We start from the raw sequence: 12,937 nt of genomic DNA, 5'->3' as shown, positions 1-12,937 counted from the left end.
AGGCTAGAAGGCTGGCAGGCCGGTTGTAGGCGACGACGCCAGCGCGGACTGCCAGCGGCGCGGTACGCGGCCGGCCAGCCGTGCGGCCCGGCCCGCGGACACCGCGTCACGCATCGCGGCCGCCATCAGTGCGGGCTTCTCCGCACGGGTGACCGGGGTCGCGAGCATGACGGCCGAACAGCCGAGCTCCATCGCCAGTGCGGCGTCGCTGGCCGTACCGATGCCCGCATCGACGATCACCGGCACGTTCGACGCCTCGGCGATCAGCGCGATGTTGTGCGGGTTGCGGATGCCCAGCGCCGAACCGATCGGCGCGGCCAGCGGCATCACCGCCGCACAACCCGCCTGCTCGAGCCGGCGGGCCAGGATCGGGTCGTCGTTCGTGTACGGGAGCACGGTGAAACCGTCGGCGACCAGCGCGTCCACGGCGTCCAGCAGCTCGACCGGGTCGGGCAGCAGCAGGTGGTCGTCGGCGACCACTTCCACCTTGATCAGGTCGGTTTCCAGTGCCTCACGGGCCAGTTTCGCGGTCAGTACCGCCTCGGCCGCGGTGTGACAGCCGGCCGTGTTCGGCAGTACCGCGATGTCGTGCTTCTTCAGCACGTCCAGCACCGAACCCTCGTGCCCGGTCCCGAGCCGGCGCATCGCGACCGTGGTCAACTGGGTGCCGGAGGCAATCAATGCCTCCTCCATCACTTCCAGGTTGGCGGAACCGCCGGTGCCCATGATCAGCCGCGAGGTGTACGTCCGCCCGCCCAGCTCCAGTGGATCGTCCATCTCAGCCTCCCTGGGTGGCGCTGACGATCTCGACCCGGTCGCCGGCCCGCACCGCGGTCGCCGCCCACTCGGCCTTGGTCAGCACGGTCTGATTCACCGCGACCGCGATCCCGGTACTACGGTCCGAGTACTCGGCAATCAACTCGGCCACCGACTGTCCGGCCGGCACGTCGACCGCCGCACCGTTGACCCAGACGGACTCCATCGCTTCCTCCCTACGCCGGAATTACCCGATTCAGGTTCAGCGGTCGGTGACGGCAGTCACCCTCTCAGCCCACTTCCTGCGAGCTCCCGCGGACAACTCGACTCTAACTCACGCCTTCAATCGGGCGCGAGCGTGGTCTCACCGGCCGCGGGAGCTGCTGGGTTATGGCGCGGTCACCGAGGTCACGTTGGTGCCGGAGATGTACGTCGGCCAGACGCCGACCGTGACACTGACCTGACCGTTCGCATCTGGTGACATGGTGTACGACAGTCCGTACAGACTGGTCACCTGGACCGGACCGGTCGCCTTGACCGTTACGGTCGAGTTGGCGCCACTGGCGGCCCAGATGGCTCGGAACGGGGTGCCGTCGTTGGCTGCGTACACCTGGTCGATCAGTCCGTTCCCCGGGTATTCCTTGCCGAGGAAGGTCGCGCCACGCAGTTGCCGGGCCGCGGTTGCGTACGCGACGTACGCCGGCTTCGGGGTGTACGCACCCAGTGCATCCGCTTCATGGTGTACCAAACCGAAGTTGTCCTCCTGTGCAGCCGGATCGACACCGTCGTTCTTGAAGTCGTACATGTAGAACCGGTCGACGTCATGGCCCGGTACGTTCAGTTGCGCGCGCGCCAGGTACATCGCCTGTGTGGCCTCGTCCACCGACGCCTGCGCCGTACCGGTGAACCAGCCTGCTTCGGTGATCCAGATCGGCTTGTCCACACCGCCGTTGTACTGGCGGATGGTCGCCCGTACCTGGTCGATCGCGGCGCCGAGGCCCTCCGGCGCATGCAGGTAGTTGTACGGGTGGATCGACACCACATCCAGGTACTTCAGCCCGCCCAGCTGGCAGAACACCTGGAACCACGCCTGCTGCGTCACATCGGTGTCACCACCACCGACGATCGTGACGTCCGGGTGGTTCGCCTTCACCTTGGTGTACGTCGCCTTCAGCAGTGCCAGGTAGCTGTCCGGCGTCTTGTTCGCCGGACCGGCCGCGTTGACGTCCCACTCGTTCCACACCGCCAGGTTGTGCACCTGTGGGTACTGGGTTGCGAGTGCATCGGCGTAGTTGGCGAACGCTGCGCGGCCGGCGTCGGTGTACGGCGCGTTGAACAGCTGGTCCGGGCAGTCGTACAGGCAGTTGCCGTAGTCCGCGATCAGTAGTGGGTCGAGGCTGTTCGACTGCCAGGACTGCAAGTAGGTGTCGACCTTGGCGGGGAAGCTGTACGTACCGGCCGTGGTCTCGGCAGCGGACCAGTACGCCTCGTCGCGGGCGCCACGTGCACCTGTCTGTGCGAGCAGCGGAATGGCGTTCGGGCTCCAGCTACCGCCGAAGTGGGTGCTAGCGCCGACCAGCGAACGCGGAGTGGTCGCGGCGACTGCGTCGACATTGACGGACGCCGTCGTACCGCTGATCGAGCTCTTGTCGAGAGTCAGCATCATCGCAGTGGCTGGCCCGTGCCAGACGCCGTCGTTGGCACCACCAAAGTGCAAGTATCCGGTGCCACCGTCGAACCTGGTGACATTCAGCTGCTGCCAACCTGTTCCAGTCAGTGGCAGACGTTGCTGGTGGACCTGACCGGTCGCGTCAGTCAGCCGAAGTCCTAGTGCTGACAGCTGGCTGCTCTTGACCCACAGGCTCAGTGCGTTCAGGTTGACCGGTACGAACGTGCGCTGCAGTGCCACGTAGTTGCCGTCACCAGTGAAGTCACCAGTGAGCTTCGCCGACTGCGCACCGCTCTGTGGCGACGCTGTGTCGTACGAGAGGCTGCCAGTCGCACCAGGGAACTCACTGCCCGGATAGAACGACCAGCCCTCAGCAGTGCTCTCGTAGTCGCCCAGCGGAGTAGTAGGTGCAGGGGCGGGAGAGCTGAGGGTCAGGTCATCGAGACTCACACTGCTGCTCGTTGCCCCACTGATGGCGCCCTTGTCGAGTACTACCTCGATCTGCTTCGCCGGACCGTGCCAGACACCGTCGTTCGCACCACCGAAGTGCACGTACTGCTTGCCGCCGTCGAAGCGCGTGACAGTCAGCGGTTGCCAGTCCGTCCCGCCGGACAAGGTCAGTCGCTGCTGGTGGACCTGTCCGGTCGCATCAGTCAGCCGGAACGTCAGAAACGACAAGTTGGGCGTTCTGGCCCAGAGGCTGACGCTGTTCGCAGCCACTGCTGGCAAAGGGCGGGTCACACTCACGTACGCCCCACCAGCGCTGAAGTCACCGGACAGCTTGCCGGCGTGCGTACCCGAGTGGTTGTCAGTGGTGTCCAGCGCGAAGCCACCGGTCGCACCGGGGAACTCACTGCCTGGGTAGAAGGTCCAGCCCTCAGCGGCGTTCTCGAAGTCACCAATGCGTGTGCTGGTGACTCCGGTGACAGGTGCGGTACTGAGCGGGCTGAGGATGGCAAAAGTGGTCTGGGCGGTCAGCGTGCCGGCCTGGACAGTCAGCTTGTACCAGCCGCGGTTGGTGACCGAGAGCTGCAGCGTACTGGCGGCGGCCTGGCTACCGGTGGCGACCACAGTGCCGTTGACATCGGCGGCCGACCAGGTCACGGACGCGGCGTCGGTACTCAGACCGACCTTCACCGCCTGTCCGTCGGTGAACACGTTGCCGAGGGTGATCGGGGTCAGGGCGAGAGTCGCCGCGTGGGCGGGGGTGATGGTGCCGAGGGTTAGAAGGAGCACTCCTAGGGCGAGCGCAAGAGTACGTCGCATGCCGACTCCTGATTCAGGGTGCGGGCGGGTCATGGGACGTCGGCTGCCACGACGTGTGCGAAAGCGCTTTCGTACTATTGCCGCGTGGTGCCGGAGGTGTCAACGGCTCAGTCGACTTGGGTTCCGGTCAGCAGCGCGGCCAGCTCGGTCGTGCGGTACAGCACCTGTTTGCCCGTACGCTGCGGCTCGACCAGCCCAGTACGCCGGAGCAACTGCAGGTGCTGACTGACCGCAGAGGGCGTCACCTTCAGCTCGCCGGCCAGGTCGGTCGTTGACCGCGGGTAGGTGAGCAGCTGGAGGATGCGCGCCCGCGGCGTACCGATCAACTGCGCCAGGTCCTGCTGCGACGGCGGCTCGACAACAGACCACAGGTGCGCCTGACCACGTGGCGGATACCCCAGCAAGGGCGGTGCGCCGACGTCGAACGGAATAACAGCGTGCGGACCGAACAGCGTCGGCTGGAGAACCAGTCCGCGGCCGTCGATCCGTTCAGTACGGCTGGGGTCGCTGACGCGATCCACCTTGAGCAGCCCGTCCGCGTACGTGATAGCTGGGCCGAGTCCGTTGAGCATGGCACCCGTACCGTGCTGCGTGAGCACATGCCCGCGGTAGCTGATGTCAGCCGACAAGAGCGTCCGCATGCGACCCCAGTACGGCTGGATGACCGCCTGCCAGTACTGCTCGAGCGCCTCCACAACCTTGCCGGCACTGATGCCTTGGGGCAGCTCACCATGCACCGCGACCAGCTGCCGCTCGAACGTCCCCTGATCGACCGCACCGATCACCTGCAACTCATCCGCGAACTGCGTCAACGGCGAACTGGGCCGCGGCGTCAGAAAGTCCGGACTCCCCATCGTGTCGTTGACCAGCCACCGCAGTACATCCCACTCCAACTCCCGCACCCGAGGCTGCACCGCCCGCACCCACCCCAACTGCAACGGAAACCGCCCCGGCTCCCGCAAGGCCCGCAACGACAAAACCACCTCAGCCACCGGCGAAACCGCAAACCGAACCTCCGCCAGATCCCGAGCCCCCACCACATAAGTCAACACCGCAACGAGCCTTCCACCCCCGCAGTATGACCTGACACCCAACCACCCCACCCCGTCGAACCAACATGCCCCCAACCGACATGCCCCCAACCGACCGGACCCCGACCGACCTGACCGGCGACTACGTACTGGACCCCACCCGAACCCGAATAGCCTTCACCGCCGCCCACCGCTTCGGCCCCACAGTCCAAGGCCACTTCACCACCTTCAAGGCCAGCCTGCACCTGAACGCCACCACCCCCACCACCTCAACCGCCCACCTGACCATCCAGTCCAACAGCCTCACCACCAACAACCCCCGCCGAGACACCCAACTCCACCGCGACTTCCTCAACACCCCCACCCACCCCCAAATAACCTTCACCACAACCACCATCACCCCCACCCACCAACCCGCCTCCCAGCCCCCAACCAACCCACACCTCACCACCGCACCCGCTCCCCACCACCCCACCGCCGGCCAACCAAGCGCCACCCCCACTCACCTGACCGACGTCCAGCACTTCGTGGTAAGCGGAGACCTGACCATCCGCGGCACCACCCACCCCATAACCATCCCGCTAACCGTCACCAAGCTCGGCCCAGACCTCCACTTCCACGCAACCACCACCCTCAACCGCCATACCTGGCACGCCAACTGGAACCCCCTGACCACAGCCCTGGTCCACCCCCACGTCACCCTCACCCTCGACCTCCTGGCAACCCGCCCCTGACCCACCACCCCACCCCACCGAGCATTCCCCCACCAAACCTGACACACTGTTCCCCACACCCCTACGAGGGCCTCTAGCTCAATTGGCAGAGCAGCGGACTTTTAATCCGCGGGTTGTGGGTTCGAGTCCCACGGGGCCTACCAAAACCGTGTATGAGTCCGGGTCATCCTTGACAGGTTGGCTTGGGCTCTTGCTTTACGTGGCTCCGGTAGATGCTTGACGGTGGTTTCGGTTGTTTCTTGACACTCGACTCATGTTGCAGGAGTTGAGCGTGCAAGAGCAGAAGTACCAGGCGGTACTCGCGGTGTTGGCTGACGGACGGTCGGTGTCCGAGGTCGCCGAGCAGTGGGGAGTGTCACGCCAGTCGGTGCACGCCTGGCTGCGCCGTTACGAGGACGAAGGTCTCGCGGGTTTGGCGCCGCGTTCGCGCCGGCCGGGGTCGTGCCCGCATCAGCTCGGCGGGGTGGTCGAGGCCAGGATCTTGGAACTGCGCCGGGTGCATCCGGGCTGGGGTCCGCGCCGGATCCTGTACGACTTGCAGCACGACCCGGGCCTGGCTGAGCTGGACGGTGTGGTGGTGCCGTCGCGGTCGGGGATCTACCGGGCGCTGGTCCGCGCCGGTCAACAGCCGCGCAATTTCAGTCCACGGGTTACTCGCACTCGATTGGGTGCGCGACCTTGTGACCAGCAAGGTCTCACCAGACGCACCAGCGCCCAAACCACAGCGACCACCCACGACAACACCCCAGCAAAAGCACAACGGCCGAGATCTCAGCCGTTGACGATGCGCCCCCACCGCCAACATCCGGCACCCGTCGCTTGGGCATTCCACCAGACAGCCGGACAGCCGTCGACCTCAGCCGATTATCCAACCTCTTCGGGGTGCGACGCAGAAGTCTCGACGGCGGTCCGTGTCACTTGCGTTTTGCGTCCGCGGATCTTGTGAACGAAACCAGCCCCGAGAACGGTCGGGAGGATCGCCCAGAGCAACTCGGGGGCTATCTGAATAGAAAACTGCAATGACATGCCCGTGCCTCTCGATGAGGCGCGTACTCGGCCCGTAGCCAGCAGCTCGCGTGAGAAGAGGTTAGCGTGACCCGGACGCCTAATCGTCAATACGAGCGAGCGCGAGCGCTGCGCTGCTCGCCGGACAACGGGAGTGATCGTGGGACGGGTAATTAAGTTGTTCGGTGACTCCGGCGGCGATTCGCTTGCACGATGGGCCGAACAACTGGAGGGTTATCTCGACAAGCAAGCATCCGTCGAGCACCTTCGCGACCGTCATATGCCTGATCCGCCGTGGCCTGAGGACAACAACACCATGCTCGGCTATCTCCTGACACGCGCAGAAGAGATTGCGGCGACAGATGGACAGCGGGTCGCGATCACCTGGCTTGCTGCTCATGCGTGGTTCGAGGGCGGTCTGGACGCACTGCAGAAGGCCGACGAGTAGGACACCGGAGCCAGCCTTTGCCCCTACTTTGAAGGTCGAACGCTCTCAAGGCGGTGGGGCAGGGGCTGTGCGCCAAGCGGAGCCGGCCTTGAGGGTGTCTGTCTAGCCCCACGGTAATGCGAGGGCTACGAGTGCTGCGATGGCGAGGCCTCCGCCGATGAGTGTCTTTGGGGAGAGGCCTTCGTTCAAGACCGTTGCGCTGAGGACCATTGAGAGGATGACCGATGAGGCTGCGAACAACGGCAGGGCCTGGCCGAGTACGAGTTTCGCGAGTACCCAGAGTTGTCCGAAGGTTGCGACCGTCCGCAGCGTCAGGTAGCTGACGAACCACCAGGACAGAAATGTGTCGGCCGCGAAGCCGTGCTGCCGCATCTTCAGCCGCGCGATCAGGTCTCCAATCGTGAAAAGAAGCTGACTTGCGATCACAACCAGAACTGGTTTCATGACAGCCTTTCGCGTACGGGCGACCTTGATATGCGGTCGCAGTATTCCGCACGGGGCGTCCAGGAACACGATCTGTGAATGAGCGTGGATGTAGACACCCGTCCTGCGACACTCTGGGTATGGGCAGGTGATGGCGGGGTCGAGGGGCGCCGGAGCGCCTTGTGATTGATGCTCGGCGGCGAGCTGAGGTTCGTGGTGTGTCGATTGATCCTCGGCGTGACCTCGCTGGTGGTGGCACCGGGCTGTATGAGTTCTGGACCGATCAAGGTGTCCCCGTGCGATTGCACGACATGGGGCTGGTCGGGATCGAGCTGCAACCTGTCGATCGAACTCTGATTCTGCGGTTCGAGTACACCGAGGCGCGGTGGACGCCCGAGGCGGCCGTTCGAACGCCTGTCGTGGCGATGTGTTTTGCGGACGTCATGATTCGCGGGTGGGAATACGACGGTACAAGGCCGGGTGGTGAAGAGCCGCCTGCTGAGGCGTACGGTCAGGTTTCGGACTTCGAGTACGACAATTGGGACACTTTCAGGCTGACCACCTACTCGTTCTTGATCGAGTTCACCGCGTCAGGTGTGACCGTCACGGCCGAGTCCCGTCGTCGATCGGCTGGTCGGCTTCGCCCGGTACGTGACTGGGGACGGTCCGACCGGCGGAGGGAGGTGAGAGTACGATATTGGGAAGTTATCTTCGGCATTTGGAATAAAGGGGATTGGTGTGGACGAGGCGTTCTTGCGGGTGACGAAAGAGGGGTGTCCGGCGAGGGGCGAGCGGCCGGTGGTCTTGCCGGCGACGCTTGATGGCGGGTTGCTTTCGGTTTCTGGGCAGACTGCGGTGGGGGAGTCTGGGGAGTTGCTGATGCGGGGGCGGTTGGGGGCTGAGCTGTCCGTGGAGCAGGGGCGGGCTTGTGCTTGGCAGTGTGCGGTCAATGTGGTTGCGGCAGCTCAGCAGGCGTTGGGGTCGTTGGAGTCTGTTGTTTCGGTGCGGATGGTGAACATCTGGGTTGCTTGTACGCCGGACTTCTTTGAGCAGCATCTGGTGGCTGATGCTGCTACTGAGTTGTTCGTCGCTACGTTCGGCGCTGAGGTTGGGCGGCATGCGCGGGCGGCTATTGGGGTTAGTGCGTTGCCTACTGGGAGTCCGGTTGAGGTTGCGGCTACGTTCCGGACTCGTTGAACAGTTGTGGAGTAGCTGGTTGAGGGATGGCTGGCCGTACGTCGCGGTTGCTGGTGTCGCGGGCCCTAGTTGAGGAGGGGTAGGGCTGTTGCGGCTGCGGTGAAGAGGAGGGCGGCGGAGGTGGCGCCGGGGTCCTGGTGGCCGATGGTGCGTTCGCCCAGGTAGCTGGCTCGGCCTTTGCGGGCGAGCATGGGGATGGTGGCGTCGCGGCCGGCCTCGGCGGCGCGCCGGGCCGCTTGCAGGGCGTACGTGAAGGCGGCGACGGAACCGTGCTGGCCGGTGGTGGACGCCTGCGAGAGGGTGGCGCCGGGATCGTGCTGACCGGTGGTTGGCGCGTGGGTCGGAGTGGCATTGGGACCGCCCTGGTCCGTGGTTGAGGCACGGGCCAGGGCGGTGATCGAGGAGGTCAGGGCGGTGATTGCGGGGGCCAGGGTGTCGTACATGGTTTTGTCGCCGGGTTCGGCGCGGCCTCGGGTTACTACTCCGGTGAGGCCGGCTTGCAGGCCGGTGGTGAAGGTGGTTGGCGTCAGTGGGTTGTTGCCTACGGCATCGGCAAGGCCGAGGAAGAACGTGCCGAAGAGCGGACCCGCGGCGCCGCCGGTTTTGTTGATGATGATGTGGCCGGCGTCGGTGAGCAGTGCGGCGGGGTACGTCCCGGGGCGGAGGTTGGCGGCTACGGCCTCGAAGCCGCGGGTGAGGTTGGTGCCGTGGTCGGCGTCGCCGATGGCTGCGTCCAGTGAGTTGAGCTGGTCCTCGTGTTCGCTCACCAGGCGGGCGAACTCGCGAAGCCACTCGGCCAGCATCGGCGCGGTCAGGCCGGGTGGACGCATCATCAGCCCTTCGCGGTTGGCGCAGCAGTCGGTGCGGTAGCTGATGCGGCCGTCGGCTGGTCCGCGGTGGTTCGGGACAGGGCGAGGAAGGTCAGTCCGGCCAGCACGCCCGCGCTCAGTTCGGCGAGTACGTAGATCGGTAGCTGGCTGAACTGGACCTGGCCGCCGGCCAGCTGCTGGATGAGCATCGGGCCGACCGTACGGGCGGGGTTGATCGAGGCGCCCGTGGCCGGTGCGATCGGGATGATCACGGCGAAGACGACCAGGCCGATGGCGATGCCCGCGAACCCGGCCGCCGCCTTGCGGTGCGTCGCGCCGAAGACGGTCAGTACCAGGATGAAAGTCCCGATGAACTCCGCCGTGAACGCCTGCGCGGTGCCGACCCCCGGCCCGTACGCCGCGATGCCCAGCCCGAGGTCGCTCGCCTTCGAACCGAGTACGCCGAGGATCGCGCCGGCGCCGAGCAACGCGCCGGCGAGTTGCGCCGCGAGGTACCCGGGCACCTGCGCCCACGGGAACTTGCCGGACACCGCCAGGCCGATCGTCACGGCGGGGTTGATGTGGTTGCCGGAGATCGGGCCGAGCGCGTACGCGGTGCCGATGACGGCGGCGGCGAAGGCGAACGAGATCATCCCGAGATCGGCCATCGTCATCGGTGCCGAACCGTTCAGGATCAGCGTCGCCGGCACCGCGCCGACGCCGACGAAGACGAGGATCGCGGTGCCGAGCAGTTCGGTACCGAGCCGTTGCCGCAGGTTGTTGTCAGGCATGGAAGTTCCTCCGCGAGCCAAGGTGAGTACGTCGAAGCGTATTCGACATTGTCGAACGCAACTCGGAAGGTACGCCTGTGGTTCACTGCTGTAAAGAGTTGCTCGTTCAGCTGAGGGGTTCGCCAATGATTCAGTCCGTCGATCGGGCGATCCGGATACTCGGAGTGCTGCAGGGGGCGCGCCGGCTGAGCCTGTCCGATCTCGCCGCCCGGCTGGATCTGCCGCCGTCGACGGTGCACGGCATCCTGAAGACGCTGCAAGCGCACGGCATGGTGCTGCAGGATCGCGATTCGAACCGGTACCAGCTCGGCCCGGCGGTTCTGAAGCTCGGCAACGTGTACCTGGACACGCTCGAGCTGCGCTCGCGGGCGGTCACCTGGTCGGAGGAGCTGGCCCGGCGCAGCGGTCATGCGGTGCGTACGGGCGTGCTGACGCATGACGAGGTCGTGATCATCCACCACGAACCGCGTCCGGACGGCAGCCGGCAGATGCCTGAGGTGGGGATCGTGATTCCGGCGCATGCGAGCGCTCTCGGGAAGGCGATGCTCGCGTACCTGCCGGATCAGCTCGACGAACTGCTCGCCAACGGACCGCTGCGCAGCATGACGTCGGAGACCGTGATCGACGGGGACGAACTGCGCAAGCAGCTCGACGAGGTCGCCCGCGATGCGCTGGCCGCGGAGCGGGAGGAGGCGGTACTCGGCGAGGCGGGTCTCGCGGCGCCCATCTTCGACGCGTCCGGACTGGTCGTGGGCGCGATCGGGATCGTGCTGCCTGCCGTCGACTGGGCGCCGGCCGACGCGACCTTCGCCGCGGTCCGCGAGGCCGCCCGGAACATCTCCCGCGAACTCGGCGCCGCCCACTGGCCGATCCAGCCCCGCTGACCCAGGCTCCTGTGCCGGCCATGATCGGCAGTTCGACAGGAGGTGTCGGGCATCGGCGGGTGATTTGCGGGCGGTCCAGGCGTGCGGAGCGATGTACCCATACGACTACGTCCTGTCGAACCGCCGCTAGCTGCCGCGCGCTCTTTACAGCGCGCTGAACCACGGCCTATGCTCCGAACCTCATTCGACATTATCGAATGAGGTTCGATTCAAGGAATGGTGGTTCGCCGTGAAGAAGCTCGTCAACGACCCGGCGAAGGTCGTCCCCGAGATGCTCCAGGGATTCGTGCTGACCAACCCGGGGCTCCGGCTGGCCGGCGACGGCGTGGTCGTCCGCGCCGATCACGCCGCGCTGCGGCAGCGCGGCCAGGTCGCGCTCGTCTCCGGCGGCGGCGCGGGCCACGAGCCGGCGCACGCCGGGTACGTCGGGCCCGGCATGCTGACCGCCGCGGTCGTGGGTGACGTCTTCACCTCGCCGTCGGTCGATGCCGTGCTGGCCGCGATCCGGGCGGTCGGTGGTCCCGGCGGCGTACTGCTGATCGTGAAGAACTACACCGGCGACCGGCTCAACTTCGGTCTCGCGGCGGAGATCGCGCGTACCGAAGGCCACCAGGTCGAGATGATCGTGGTGGCCGACGACGCCGCCCTCGCCGCCGGCGGAGGCAACGCCGGACGCCGCGGCCTGGCCGGAACGGTGCTGGTGCACAAGGTCGCGGGTGCCGCCGCCGAGGCCGGTCTGCCGCTGGCCGAGGTCAAGCGGGAGGCGCTCGCGGCGGCCGGTTCGATCGCGACGATGGGCGTCGCGCTGTCCGCGTGTACGGTGCCGGCCGCGGGTAAGCCCGGGCTCGAGCTCGCGATGGACGAGATCGAGTGGGGCCTTGGTATCCACGGCGAGCCTGGTGTCGAGCGTGGTGCGATCCGTCCGGCCGACGAGGTTGTCGACGCGTTGCTGGGCCGCCTGGTCGCGGACCGTGGCATCGGCGCCGGGGACCGCGTCGTACTGCTGGTGAACAACCTCGGTGGTACCCCGACGATGGAGCTCGGCATCGTCGCCCGGCGGGCCGTGACATTCCTTGGTGAGCAGGGGATCAAGGTCGAGCGCGCCTGGGTGGGTACGTTCCTGACCGCGCTGGAAATGGCTGGATGTTCGTTGAGCCTGGCGCGGGTCGACGACCAGTTGCTGGGGCGGCTGGATGCCCCGACGCAGACCACGACCTGGCCGGCGGCGCATGTGGGCCGGGTCGCGAGCGAGCTCTCACTGCCGGTCAGCGAGGCCGAGAATGTTGCCGTGAGCACCGTTCCGGTCGACGGCGAATCGGTACTGTGGCGGACCGTCGAGACGATCTGCGCGAGCCTGATCGAGGCCGAGGACGAGCTGACCAGGCTCGACCAGCTGGTCGGTGACGGGGATCTGGGGCTGAGCCTCGCTCGCGGCGCGCGGGCCGTTCTCGAGGACAAGGTGCAGTACGACGGGAGCGACGACGCGGCCGTACTTCGCGGAATCGCGGGCACCGTACGGCGGGTGATCGGGGGTACATCCGGACCGCTGTACGCGGCGCTCGTGCTCCGGATCGCGGGAACGTTGGACTCCGGCGAATCGTGGCCGGTCGCGTTCGAGGCCGGCGTACACGCGATCGCCGAGCTTGGCGGCGCGGGGATCGGCGATCGGACCATGCTGGACGCGTTGATCCCGGCGGCGGAGGCGTTGCGTACGGGGCGGCTGGCTGACGCCGTCATCGCGGCGCGCGCCGGCACCGAGTCAACAGCCGACATTCAGGCCGCCCGCGGCCGATCCAGCTACCTCGGCGACCGCGTCCTCGGTATCGTCGACCCCGGCGCCCGAGCCGTGGTAATCCAACTCGAAGCAGTCCGCGCCACGGTAGAGGAGAAGGTGCCCGCCGAAGGGTGACCAGGGGGAGGTCGC

At 66.4% G+C, this 12,937-nt stretch carries 13 protein-coding genes, 1 tRNA gene, 1 pseudogene and 1 riboswitch; of the genes and pseudogenes, 8 read left to right on the top strand and 7 right to left on the bottom strand.

The window, feature by feature from the left end:
• Nucleotides 1-3 precede the first annotated feature (3 nt).
• The 4 genes from HDA44_RS22495 to HDA44_RS22480 form a co-directional block, all read right to left on the bottom strand.
• On the bottom strand, nucleotides 4-777 hold the full coding sequence (locus HDA44_RS22495) for a thiazole synthase (protein WP_184837503.1): 774 nt from the start codon (nucleotides 775-777) through the stop codon (nucleotides 4-6).
• A 1-nt stretch (nucleotide 778) separates the two neighbouring features.
• Complete coding sequence (thiS, locus tag HDA44_RS22490) at nucleotides 779-982, bottom strand: sulfur carrier protein ThiS (RefSeq protein WP_184837501.1); 204 nt, start codon at nucleotides 980-982, stop codon at nucleotides 779-781.
• A riboswitch (TPP riboswitch) is annotated at nucleotides 973-1,082 on the bottom strand. Its footprint overlaps the gene before it by 10 nt.
• A 62-nt stretch (nucleotides 1,083-1,144) precedes the next feature.
• Entirely contained in the window at nucleotides 1,145-3,691 is a 2,547-nt protein-coding gene (locus HDA44_RS22485; protein ID WP_184837499.1) for a glycosyl hydrolase, read from the bottom strand.
• Nucleotides 3,692-3,798: 107 nt separating this feature from the next.
• Nucleotides 3,799-4,683, bottom strand: coding sequence for a DUF5937 family protein (locus HDA44_RS22480; protein ID WP_184837497.1), 885 nt, complete (start codon nucleotides 4,681-4,683; stop codon nucleotides 3,799-3,801).
• 140 nt (nucleotides 4,684-4,823) lie between these two features.
• Here HDA44_RS22480 and HDA44_RS22475 point away from each other — a divergent pair, with 140 nt between their 5' ends.
• The 4 genes and pseudogenes from HDA44_RS22475 to HDA44_RS22460 all read left to right on the top strand — a co-directional run bounded on the left by HDA44_RS22475 (nucleotide 4,824) and on the right by HDA44_RS22460 (nucleotide 6,909).
• The gene (locus tag HDA44_RS22475; protein ID WP_184837495.1) at nucleotides 4,824-5,456 is read left to right on the top strand and encodes a YceI family protein; all 633 of its coding nucleotides are present in this window, start codon (nucleotides 4,824-4,826) and stop codon (nucleotides 5,454-5,456) included.
• A gap of 67 nt (nucleotides 5,457-5,523) precedes the next feature.
• A tRNA-Lys gene (locus HDA44_RS22470) sits at nucleotides 5,524-5,599 on the top strand.
• Between the two features lie 110 nt (nucleotides 5,600-5,709).
• Nucleotides 5,710-6,078: pseudogene (locus HDA44_RS37480) on the top strand (helix-turn-helix domain-containing protein); the annotation flags it as partial.
• A 543-nt stretch (nucleotides 6,079-6,621) separates the two neighbouring features.
• Nucleotides 6,622-6,909 (top strand): hypothetical protein, encoded by a 288-nt coding sequence (locus HDA44_RS22460; protein ID WP_184837491.1) that lies wholly within the window; start codon nucleotides 6,622-6,624, stop codon nucleotides 6,907-6,909.
• Nucleotides 6,910-7,011: 102 nt separating this feature from the next.
• On the opposite strand, the gene HDA44_RS22455 is transcribed toward HDA44_RS22460, so the two are convergent.
• The gene (locus tag HDA44_RS22455; RefSeq protein WP_184837489.1) at nucleotides 7,012-7,353 is read right to left on the bottom strand and encodes a hypothetical protein; all 342 of its coding nucleotides are present in this window, start codon (nucleotides 7,351-7,353) and stop codon (nucleotides 7,012-7,014) included.
• Between the two features lie 197 nt (nucleotides 7,354-7,550).
• Here HDA44_RS22455 and HDA44_RS22450 point away from each other — a divergent pair, with 197 nt between their 5' ends.
• Complete coding sequence (locus HDA44_RS22450; RefSeq protein WP_184844927.1) at nucleotides 7,551-8,153, top strand: hypothetical protein; 603 nt, start codon at nucleotides 7,551-7,553, stop codon at nucleotides 8,151-8,153.
• Nucleotides 8,071-8,529 carry a RidA family protein gene (locus HDA44_RS38975; protein WP_184837487.1) on the top strand — a complete coding sequence of 153 codons (459 nt, stop codon included), beginning with the start codon at nucleotides 8,071-8,073 and terminating at the stop codon, nucleotides 8,527-8,529. The genes HDA44_RS22450 and HDA44_RS38975 overlap by 83 nt, the downstream gene beginning before the upstream one ends.
• Before the next feature lie 65 nt (nucleotides 8,530-8,594).
• Here the strand turns inward: HDA44_RS38975 and HDA44_RS22440 are convergent, their stop codons facing one another.
• Together HDA44_RS22440 and HDA44_RS22435 are read right to left on the bottom strand one after the other, a co-directional pair.
• Nucleotides 8,595-9,362 carry a DAK2 domain-containing protein gene (locus HDA44_RS22440; protein ID WP_238352518.1) on the bottom strand — a complete coding sequence of 256 codons (768 nt, stop codon included), beginning with the start codon at nucleotides 9,360-9,362 and terminating at the stop codon, nucleotides 8,595-8,597.
• Nucleotides 9,362-10,129: an MIP/aquaporin family protein gene (locus tag HDA44_RS22435; RefSeq protein WP_184837485.1), complete on the bottom strand. Its 768-nt coding sequence runs from the start codon at nucleotides 10,127-10,129 to the stop codon at nucleotides 9,362-9,364. The genes HDA44_RS22440 and HDA44_RS22435 overlap by 1 nt, the downstream gene beginning before the upstream one ends.
• Before the next feature lie 125 nt (nucleotides 10,130-10,254).
• Between HDA44_RS22435 and HDA44_RS22430 the strand changes: the two genes are divergently transcribed.
• Nucleotides 10,255-11,013 (top strand): IclR family transcriptional regulator, encoded by a 759-nt coding sequence (locus HDA44_RS22430; protein WP_184837483.1) that lies wholly within the window; start codon nucleotides 10,255-10,257, stop codon nucleotides 11,011-11,013.
• A 229-nt stretch (nucleotides 11,014-11,242) separates the two neighbouring features.
• A complete protein-coding gene (locus tag HDA44_RS22425; RefSeq protein WP_184837481.1) occupies nucleotides 11,243-12,922 on the top strand; it encodes a dihydroxyacetone kinase family protein in 1,680 nt (559 codons plus the stop codon).
• Nucleotides 12,923-12,937 lie beyond the last annotated feature (15 nt).

The sequence above is a fragment of the Kribbella solani genome (assembly GCF_014205295.1).
Classification (GTDB): Bacteria; Actinomycetota; Actinomycetes; order Propionibacteriales; family Kribbellaceae; genus Kribbella; species Kribbella solani.
The sequence above is the reverse complement of the archived record's forward strand: the minus strand, read 5'-3'. Positions and strand labels throughout refer to the sequence as shown.

Coding starts and splice junctions, on each gene's coding strand:
- HDA44_RS22495 (WP_184837503.1), bottom strand. CDS start 777: ATGGACGATCCACTGGAGCTGGGCGGGCGGACGTACACCTCGCGGCTG.
- thiS (WP_184837501.1), bottom strand. CDS start 982: ATGGAGTCCGTCTGGGTCAACGGTGCGGCGGTCGACGTGCCGGCCGGA.
- HDA44_RS22485 (WP_184837499.1), bottom strand. CDS start 3,691: ATGCGACGTACTCTTGCGCTCGCCCTAGGAGTGCTCCTTCTAACCCTC.
- HDA44_RS22475 (WP_184837495.1), top strand. CDS start 4,824: ATGCCCCCAACCGACCGGACCCCGACCGACCTGACCGGCGACTACGTA.
- HDA44_RS22455 (WP_184837489.1), bottom strand. CDS start 7,353: ATGAAACCAGTTCTGGTTGTGATCGCAAGTCAGCTTCTTTTCACGATT.
- HDA44_RS22440 (WP_238352518.1), bottom strand. CDS start 9,362: ATGATGCGTCCACCCGGCCTGACCGCGCCGATGCTGGCCGAGTGGCTT.
- HDA44_RS22435 (WP_184837485.1), bottom strand. CDS start 10,129: ATGCCTGACAACAACCTGCGGCAACGGCTCGGTACCGAACTGCTCGGC.
- HDA44_RS22430 (WP_184837483.1), top strand. CDS start 10,255: ATGATTCAGTCCGTCGATCGGGCGATCCGGATACTCGGAGTGCTGCAG.